Raw genomic sequence first — 7,603 nt, 5'->3', positions numbered from 1 at the left:
CGCGAAGCCTGACCAAGGACAGGAACGTTCCATCGTCATCGTGAGGCCGTCTAACGATAAAGGGTTTTTCCGCCATCCGGCGCCACGCGTCGCGGCGCGAGGTGAGCGGATGGTTGCCGCCGGATGGCGGAAAGGCCCCGTTGAACTGAACCGCTGAACACCGACGGTGCTCCCCACATAATATGGGGATTGTAGGGCGGATAGGGGTTCGATGGCAAGTGCGCGGGGTGCTCGAAGGCAGGGGGCGACGGGGCGCAGGGGCGCCCGCGCACCGGTCGCAGCGCGATCCTCAAGACGCAGGGAGTCGGTGGGTCGGAGAGGCCGCGGGTGATCATGACGTGTCGTGTACGGCCGCCAGACTCTGTGGACCATCACGGCGGGCAGGCGGGCTGCGCAGCAACGGAGGGTCTTGATAGCGGATAGCGATGGGGGTCTGTACTGACGAGCGAGGCCTCGGAAGTTCCGGCACCCTACTGAATCAACCTGTCTGGCTATCCAGACCCCCAGCCACCTCCACGCGAGAGCCCCCGCCCCCGTGACGCTACCGCCGCGTCTTCTTGACAACGGAGGCCTTATAGGGGTTCGGCCGGGCCGATCATCTCGTCACGGCGACAAATTGGACTTGTCCTTTTCCCTTCCTGGTCAGTGATCCGTGTTCTCCGAGGCTCCGGCGGAGTTCGACTCGTCAGTCCGAATGCCATCCCAGGAGCGGAGCTCCCACTTGGCCTCACCGTTTACGACGCGCGCAAGCACTTCTACGCTCGTGTTGCCCGCGCGAATGGCATCGGTGAGTTTTCCCCAGGCTACGGTGCCGGAGACGTTGTTCGGGAGATACTCCCGAGTGAATCGTGGCATGGCTTACTCTCCTATCTCCTTTTCACGGATCGCCCCGGACACGAGTCCCGTGAGCCGGTTCCGTGCGCCGACGGTCGTGGCGTCGGCTGCGGTCACGGCGACCCAGGCGCCCACTGGATCAGTGCGACGCTGCCCGAGCATTTCTGTGTACTTGGCCTCGAAGGCACCGCGTTTGGCGGCCAGGATGAGTGTGGCCGTCACGAGAGCCGCGTCGCCCTCACTGGTGCGCGCCGTCTTGCGCAGGAGGGCGAGCATCGCAAGGTATGCCGAGTCCTGATCGGTGAGTCCGGTGGGCTGCGGTGGCGCGGCGTCGTCTTCGAGAACCTGAAACGTGGGGATGATCGGTCCGAGGTTCCCCTGCGCGTCGATCGCGACGTCGAAGCCGTGATAGCCGACGACGATCGGCTCGACGAACGTCTCCTTGAAGCCGATTGTGCGCCCGCCGGCGAACGTTGCGCGCAGCGATCCGCCGGGCAGCGGCAGGCCGGTCGTGTCGAGCAGCCTGCCGACCGTCCCGAGCTGCTCGTTGATCTGCGTGACGGTTTGACCGGTTTCCAGGTGGCCGCCGGCGTCGGCAACGGGCTGCGGTGCACCGGCATCGACTCCGCCGCCGAGCGTTGACGTGGCGTTGAGCACCACGTCGAACGATTTCGCGGCGAACACCCGCGTGATCACCCGCAGGTACCACAGCGATTTCTCGGGGGGCACGGCGTGGTTCAGCAGACCCCTCTCCTTAGTGTCCAAGAGCACCGCATAAACGGATGATGCGTCCATGCCGTACGTCACGGCATCGGCGATCGTGATGGAGCCGGTGGCCGTGGCTGCGCCCGTGACGGAGAGCGCCACGGGTACGGCGGAGACGGGCACGGCGACGCTGAGCCCTCCCGAGTTGGAAACGGTGAACGTGTAGCTTGGGAAGCCCGCCTTCGGAAACCGCCCCCATGGTCCTTGCGGACCCGGCAGGTCGCGCCACGCGCCCGGGAGCACCAGGGGCTCGCCGGCAATGCGGTGCTCGCGAGTGCGGTAGAAGGGCCCGAAGTCACCGACGTCGAGCCTGGTAATCAACAGATCGGTCGGCATGAAGCCCCGTTCACGATAGCGTTTGCTTTGCGCGGCGACGGTCCGGTTGACGAGATAGACGTCACCCACCTGAATGTCCTGACTGAGCGGATAGACTGGAACGACCTGGCTGGCGCGAATGGTCATTGTCCAATCGCGCGCCACCCGCTCCATCTGTCGCTCTTTCTGCTTGAGCGCCAGCTCGGCGCAGCCCGTCGTGGCCGCACACATGGCAAGAACGATGAAAAGTCGCCAGATCAGGTTCATTGTGAGCGCTCCTGGTAGATCGTCACGGCGGCCATGCTTCAGCCGGAAGATAGATGTCGGGAATTGGAACAGTCGGCCCTGCGTTCCCAAACGCGACAGCACATCCTCACTGCTGACTCCATCACCACCCGGCGGCAATACCGACTCAAATCGGCCGAATCGGACCACTTGTCCCTCGTTCTTTCCCCTGAGGTGCGGGAGAGGGACGCCTTCGCCTCCTGGTGTTCATCTCGTGGTCGGTGATCATCGACAAGCCGAACGCCTTGCGGCTAAGCGACCGCGCTTTTCAAGCGGCCCGCTTGAGCCGCTTGTTCGGCGCCATTCAGCGGCACACCCCATCTATGCGTCCTCGTGACGGAACCATTTCCACATCAACGGTAGATTCTGTCCTTCCAGTTTCGGATTCTTCTCAAAGTGGAAGGGGCTCTGGTTTCTGTCATCGAAAACACCGATCATCGCGTAGCTACTAAATGACTTGTAGTCGCTGAGCTTGCGATGCCAAAATCCGTTTCGTCCTCTATCGAGTTGAATCTGGCCTACATCAGACCATTTGGGATCGCACGTCGTTAGGTCCAGCAATCTCACCGAAAGCGTGTCGCCAACCTGAAGCTCCTTGCACGAGCCATCCGAGTCCCTCTCGTATGCAATCGTCTTCTCTAGGCCGCGAACATTGACGGCGAGATACATTCCTTCTGGGTCATGGATCACGAAGAAATCCGCGAATGCATGACTGCCTTGGCTTGCTACCGTCCACCCCTGAGGAAATGGGCCATCGAGCACCTCGTGAACGTAGCGCAACGCATTAGGTTGGATAAAATGGTCGCGTCGCTTATCCTCACCGTACCACGGCTTCATATAATGATTGACCCAGAATGAGTGATAGACTCCTCTTTCGTTTCTGGTGCTGACGGCCTCAATACAAAACGACCGATAAGCCTCTCGCTGGTAGGGATAGGGGTTGATCAGCATTCGCTCCGATGACGCGACCATGAAGCAGGTTGGCGTGCCTTTGTAGACGCGAATGTCGCTTGGTGGGACGCCTCGATCTTCAAGCCATGCAATCGCATGGAGGATCTCAACCGCAATTCCCCCCGGCGGGCGACTTTCCTGCGCCTCCCGAAGTTCGGAGAAGATCGGATGAGTCAATAAGAAGCGCATCTCGGCCTTCCCTCGTGAAGCGATGATTCGTTCAAGCTGCGCTGCATACTTCGGATCGTCCTCGATCACTCCGCGGAGCGATGAGGCCACAAAGACGACCTCGCGCTTGTCGTCGACGGCGGCGTCTGGATTTTGTCCCCGACTTACGAATTCCTCGAGATGGTCCAAAAAATGGTCGAGTGCCTGATTGCGGTTCTCATAGATCATTACTACCCCAAGGTCGCGAGCTCTCGATAGGAAGTCGTTGGTGATGCGTAGGTCGTCTATTGATTGCTGCAATTCGCCGGTAGCAGTCTGAAGTCCGGCCGATACTGTATGTCCCACCTGTTTCGCGGCATCGCCAAGGGACGCTATGTGGTCTCGCAGGGCACTGCTTGAAGAGTCAAAGCGTCCGGTAAGATTCTGCTCAATCACATGGCTCGATGCAACAGATGTGATGATAGAGATGATACCAGCCGGAACGAGTGATGCACCAAGGGCCTGACTTAGTACGGCCAGCGAACTGCCAGGCGGCAGGTAAAACGAATAGAAGAAGGCTGCCGCGCCGAGCGCGATAGCTACGGCGGCCATGATCTTCCACGCGCGGTCCATTGCTCACCTCCTAGTCTTGGTCTTGGCAGTTTCGTTGTATGGAGCGTGACCGGAACCTCGTGGCAAACGTGGCCGAACGCTGAGCATCAGCGGCGCGCCCGCCGACGCGTCAACAAAGCGTCGAACTGGTGGCGCGACCGCTGCATGCTGATGTTAGGCGAGCGCATGCGGATTCGCTCGACGAAAGACTGCCAAGAAGAAAAAAGCGGCGACAAGGATGCCGAAGAAGAAGAGGAGGTGTGCAGCCTGCGCGCAGTATTGACCGATGTAGAAAAGCGCGACATCGGCGCTGAGGGTGGCTCGGATGCAGCACGGCAATGTGCCGCTCCAAAACCCAAGAGACAGGATGAGGAGGACGACCGGCGTACCTGCGAAGTAGAGTCGCGACTGAATGTCATGGGGGCGACGCTGCCAAAGAAACCCAACGCTTCCGAAATAAAGCCCCATAGTCCCCGTAACGACCGGGATCATGAGGTGGGTCGTTTCGAACAGAAGCTTGATTGCGTCCGTCTCGGATTGGATGAGCACCGTTGCACCTCCTCATGACTGGCTGGGCCTACAATTCGACTCCCGAAAACAGTCCGCTACCCCCGCGAGGCTCGCGGCGTAACGCCCCGCGGCCATGTGGCTCCCATAGGTCACAACCCCGTACGGAGTCAAACGGTTAGGTCGTGGATGTTCACCTCCGCTCTCGGTGTGTTTACCCGCGAGCCTTGCGGGCTACGCCCCCGGGGCGGGCCGGTCAACAGCCGTCGGCCGCGCTCTGCACACCGTGCCCGCCGCGACTTAAGACGTGGCAGTACACCATCGTCGTCTTCACGTCGCGGTGCCCGAGCAGCTCCTGCACCGTGCAGATCTCATAGCCAGCTTCTAAGAGATGGGTGGCGAAACTATGGCGCTCCGAAGAGTGTGTGGACCGACTGGCTTGGCGATCCGCGCCTTGCGGGCGGCCTCGTGAATCGCACGTTGCGGCACCGACTCGTGCAGGTGGTAGCGCTGCGGCGGGCCGAAGCGCGCGGGACGGTGCAGATGCGTGCGGCCGGAAACACCCACTGCCACCCCCATTCCCGGTTGGCATTCGGACACTTCTTCGCCAACGCATCCGGCAGTTGCACGTGCCCCAGGCCTGCCTGCAGGTCGTGCTCATGCAGGCGGCGCACCCGATCGAGATGGTGTAAGGGACCGGGCTATGAGACCGCGGTGGGCTCACCGAAACTGATGGCGCTGAAGCGGATCCTTCACGGCGGCGGCGAGCATCGCCACCCGATCCTCGTTGCCCTTGCCCTGCCGGACGAGAATCTCCCTTCCGGTGAAGTCGATGTCCTTCACCCGCAGTCGCAAACACTCCAGCAAGAGAAGCCCCGAACCGGACAGCAGCATTGCCATGCTTCGACCTAAGTGCTGGGAAAGTCTAGATTCGACCCTGCGAGTTGTGGAAGTTGGGCTAACTGGGACTGGCTGCGTGCCAGAGCCCGCCTGCTTTGAGTCGGCCGGTACGAGGGCACCGATGAGTTTCTAGGCCGCGCCGCGTGCTCCATCGCGTCGCCTCGTCGAGTCGGCACCAGCGATCCTCGACGACAGAGCCTCAATAGGTGTTTGGTGCAGACCACAGCTTCTGCACCCGCTGTGAAACGAAGTCAGCTCACCCTCCTCAGCGTGCCCGCCGCGTCTGCTTCCCGCGAGAGCCCCCCCCCGTGACGCTACCGCCGCGTCTTCTTGACAACGGAGGCCTTATAGGGGTTCGGCCAGACGTCATTACTCGGGCTGACGAGGCTGTTGCGCACCATGCCAGACGCCGACGATCCAGGCCGTGTCGTCCTTCACCCGGTAGAAGAAACGGCAAGGAGCAACGATGACCTCGCGATGCGGGAAGTCCGGGAACTCCGGAATCCTCCGTCCAGACTCTGGAAACTTCTCCAGTCGTCGGAGCACGGTTTCGGCACGCCGCCGGAACCGCGTGGCTGCCGACGGTTTGTCGCGACGGATGTACGCCACGGCGCCCAAGAACTGCGCCCGCGCCGACGGGGTAAAGCGGACCCTCACCGTTGCTTGGTCGCAAGAATGGCGTCAGCATCAGCCAACACCTTGTCGAGGTCGAACCCGGCACCCTCCACGATCTCCTTCTCGCCACGCGCTAGCAATCTTAACAGCTCGCGTTCATGCTCGGCCTTCTCGTACGCCGTCATGCTCAGGAGAACCGCCGTCCCGCGCCCGCGCCGCGTGATGACCAGCGGCCGCTTGGAAGAACGGACCCGGCGCAAGACGGCGTTCGTGTCATGCGCGAGATCGGCCACTTGGATACTGTCGGCTTGTCTGCTCATCGAGTCCTCCGCAACGATGCGAGCTGGAAGCTACCCCTTCACAGGCACGATCACAAGATTCAAGGTTGTTCCCGGGTTTCGCGCGAGCGGGCCGAACGGTGCGGCTCAGGCGCGGCGGCGAACTGGCACCGACCTCCAACCGAAACACAACCAGTCACGGAAGCAAGCTCCCCGCCGTCGCCTGCAGCCGCTGAGTTAGGTCGCAGCGCGGAAAAGCGGCGAGCACGCTTCAGCGATCTGTTCCACATGGCGGTGGTCCGTGCCACAACACCCCCCCATCACATTGAGGCGCGAGAGCCGTTGCTTGAGACTGGCGTACTGCATTCCAAGTTCGACGGGGTTCCCAACATCGAGCTCCGGTGACTCATTCAACTCTGCGTGACTCTTGCGTGAAGCGTTCGCTCGGAGGCCCCCAATCCTATCCAACCACAATCCGTCTTCAGTCAGCACGTGCTCGAAATGCGTGGGATGGGCGCAGTTGATCATATAGTAGCAGGGATAACCAGACGTCGCCTCGTCGACCTGCTCGAGCGCGGCCTTCAGGGTCTGACCGGTCGGGAGATTGCCGTCGGTTTCGACGGTAAAGGAAATGGCAACCGGCATGTCCGCTCGCTGGGCGGCGCGCGTAATCCCGACCGCCTCCTCCACGTAGTTCATGGTGATGGCACACACCATATCCGCAGAGGAACCAGCAAGGGTCTCGACTTGTGCCTGATGATAAGCCTCTGCTTCCTGCTCCGACATGGCACGATCGGGAACATAACCGTCCCCGCGAGGACCGAGACAGCCGCTGATGACCACCCGAGTCCGTTCGGTCTCGTACTCGTCCCGAATCTCCTCGAGCAGATGGATCGCTCTACGGTTTGCATCGGCCAGCATCTCGGGTGTGTAGTCGAGCCGTGTTCCCCAGTCCGCGTTGGCCCGCCAAGTCGCGCTCTCGAGAACAAGTCCGGTGGCGAACAGCTTCGCGATCTCCGCATACATGCGAAAGTACTTGCGAAGCGCCGCTTCACCTTTCGGCGTCTTCAACAGGTGGAATGCAGCGAAGTCCGGGAGCTCCAATCCTTCATGGAAGATTAGAGTAGTTTCGATGCCGCCATCGGTGAGGTAAAGTCCGCGGCCGAGTTGCGGAAGTTGGTTGCGGTATCTGGCCATAGTTGTTCCACTCGTGGGATCTGTCTTCGCGACCTAACGTAAAAGGGTTTTCCGTCATCCGGCGCGACACGGGGTTGCGCGAGATGCTGTGGTGGTTGCCGCCGGATGGCGGAAAGGCCACGTTGAACTGAACCGCTGATCACCGACGGGGCTCCCCACCTGTTATGGGGATTGTAGGGCGATTAGGGGCTCCAGTG

General features: G+C 61.3%; 8 protein-coding genes and 1 pseudogene. 1 reads left to right on the top strand and 8 read right to left on the bottom strand.

The window, feature by feature from the left end; translation table 11 throughout:
- Positions 1–642 precede the first annotated feature (642 nt).
- The 3 genes from HY699_11480 to HY699_11470 form a co-directional block, all read right to left on the bottom strand.
- Entirely contained in the window at positions 643–855 is a 213-nt protein-coding gene (locus tag HY699_11480; protein MBI4516422.1) for a hypothetical protein, read from the bottom strand.
- 3 nt (positions 856–858) lie between these two features.
- Positions 859–2,181 (bottom strand): hypothetical protein, encoded by a 1,323-nt coding sequence (locus HY699_11475; protein MBI4516421.1) that lies wholly within the window; start codon positions 2,179–2,181, stop codon positions 859–861.
- A 339-nt stretch (positions 2,182–2,520) separates the two neighbouring features.
- Positions 2,521–3,930, bottom strand: coding sequence for a hypothetical protein (locus tag HY699_11470; GenBank protein MBI4516420.1), 1,410 nt, complete (start codon positions 3,928–3,930; stop codon positions 2,521–2,523).
- Between the two features lie 45 nt (positions 3,931–3,975).
- Between HY699_11470 and HY699_11465 the strand changes: the two genes are divergently transcribed.
- Positions 3,976–4,476: a hypothetical protein gene (locus tag HY699_11465; GenBank protein ID MBI4516419.1), complete on the top strand. Its 501-nt coding sequence runs from the start codon at positions 3,976–3,978 to the stop codon at positions 4,474–4,476.
- Between the two features lie 196 nt (positions 4,477–4,672).
- Here HY699_11465 and HY699_11460 read toward each other — a convergent pair.
- The 5 genes and pseudogenes from HY699_11460 to HY699_11440 form a co-directional block, all read right to left on the bottom strand.
- A pseudogene (locus HY699_11460) lies at positions 4,673–5,039 on the bottom strand (tyrosine-type recombinase/integrase).
- A 97-nt stretch (positions 5,040–5,136) separates the two neighbouring features.
- A complete protein-coding gene (locus tag HY699_11455; protein ID MBI4516418.1) occupies positions 5,137–5,316 on the bottom strand; it encodes a tyrosine-type recombinase/integrase in 180 nt (59 codons plus the stop codon).
- A gap of 369 nt (positions 5,317–5,685) precedes the next feature.
- Complete coding sequence (locus HY699_11450; GenBank protein ID MBI4516417.1) at positions 5,686–5,973, bottom strand: type II toxin-antitoxin system RelE/ParE family toxin; 288 nt, start codon at positions 5,971–5,973, stop codon at positions 5,686–5,688.
- Positions 5,970–6,251, bottom strand: coding sequence for a type II toxin-antitoxin system Phd/YefM family antitoxin (locus HY699_11445; GenBank protein ID MBI4516416.1), 282 nt, complete (start codon positions 6,249–6,251; stop codon positions 5,970–5,972). The genes HY699_11450 and HY699_11445 overlap by 4 nt, the downstream gene beginning before the upstream one ends.
- Positions 6,252–6,446: 195 nt before the next feature.
- Positions 6,447–7,406, bottom strand: a complete 960-nt coding sequence (locus HY699_11440; GenBank protein MBI4516415.1) for a homocysteine S-methyltransferase family protein — start codon at positions 7,404–7,406, stop codon at positions 6,447–6,449.
- Positions 7,407–7,603: the final 197 nt, after the last annotated feature.

The sequence above is a fragment of the Deltaproteobacteria bacterium genome (assembly GCA_016210005.1).
Taxonomy (GTDB): Bacteria; Desulfobacterota; Binatia; order HRBIN30; family JACQVA1; genus JACQVA1.
Note: the sequence above shows the minus strand (reverse complement) of the source record. Positions and strands in the feature narration are given on the sequence as shown.

Coding starts and splice junctions, on each gene's coding strand:
- HY699_11480 (MBI4516422.1), bottom strand. CDS start 855: ATGCCACGATTCACTCGGGAGTATCTCCCGAACAACGTCTCCGGCACC.
- HY699_11475 (MBI4516421.1), bottom strand. CDS start 2,181: ATGAACCTGATCTGGCGACTTTTCATCGTTCTTGCCATGTGTGCGGCC.
- HY699_11470 (MBI4516420.1), bottom strand. CDS start 3,930: ATGGACCGCGCGTGGAAGATCATGGCCGCCGTAGCTATCGCGCTCGGC.
- HY699_11455 (MBI4516418.1), bottom strand. CDS start 5,316: ATGGCAATGCTGCTGTCCGGTTCGGGGCTTCTCTTGCTGGAGTGTTTG.
- HY699_11445 (MBI4516416.1), bottom strand. CDS start 6,251: ATGAGCAGACAAGCCGACAGTATCCAAGTGGCCGATCTCGCGCATGAC.
- HY699_11440 (MBI4516415.1), bottom strand. CDS start 7,406: ATGGCCAGATACCGCAACCAACTTCCGCAACTCGGCCGCGGACTTTAC.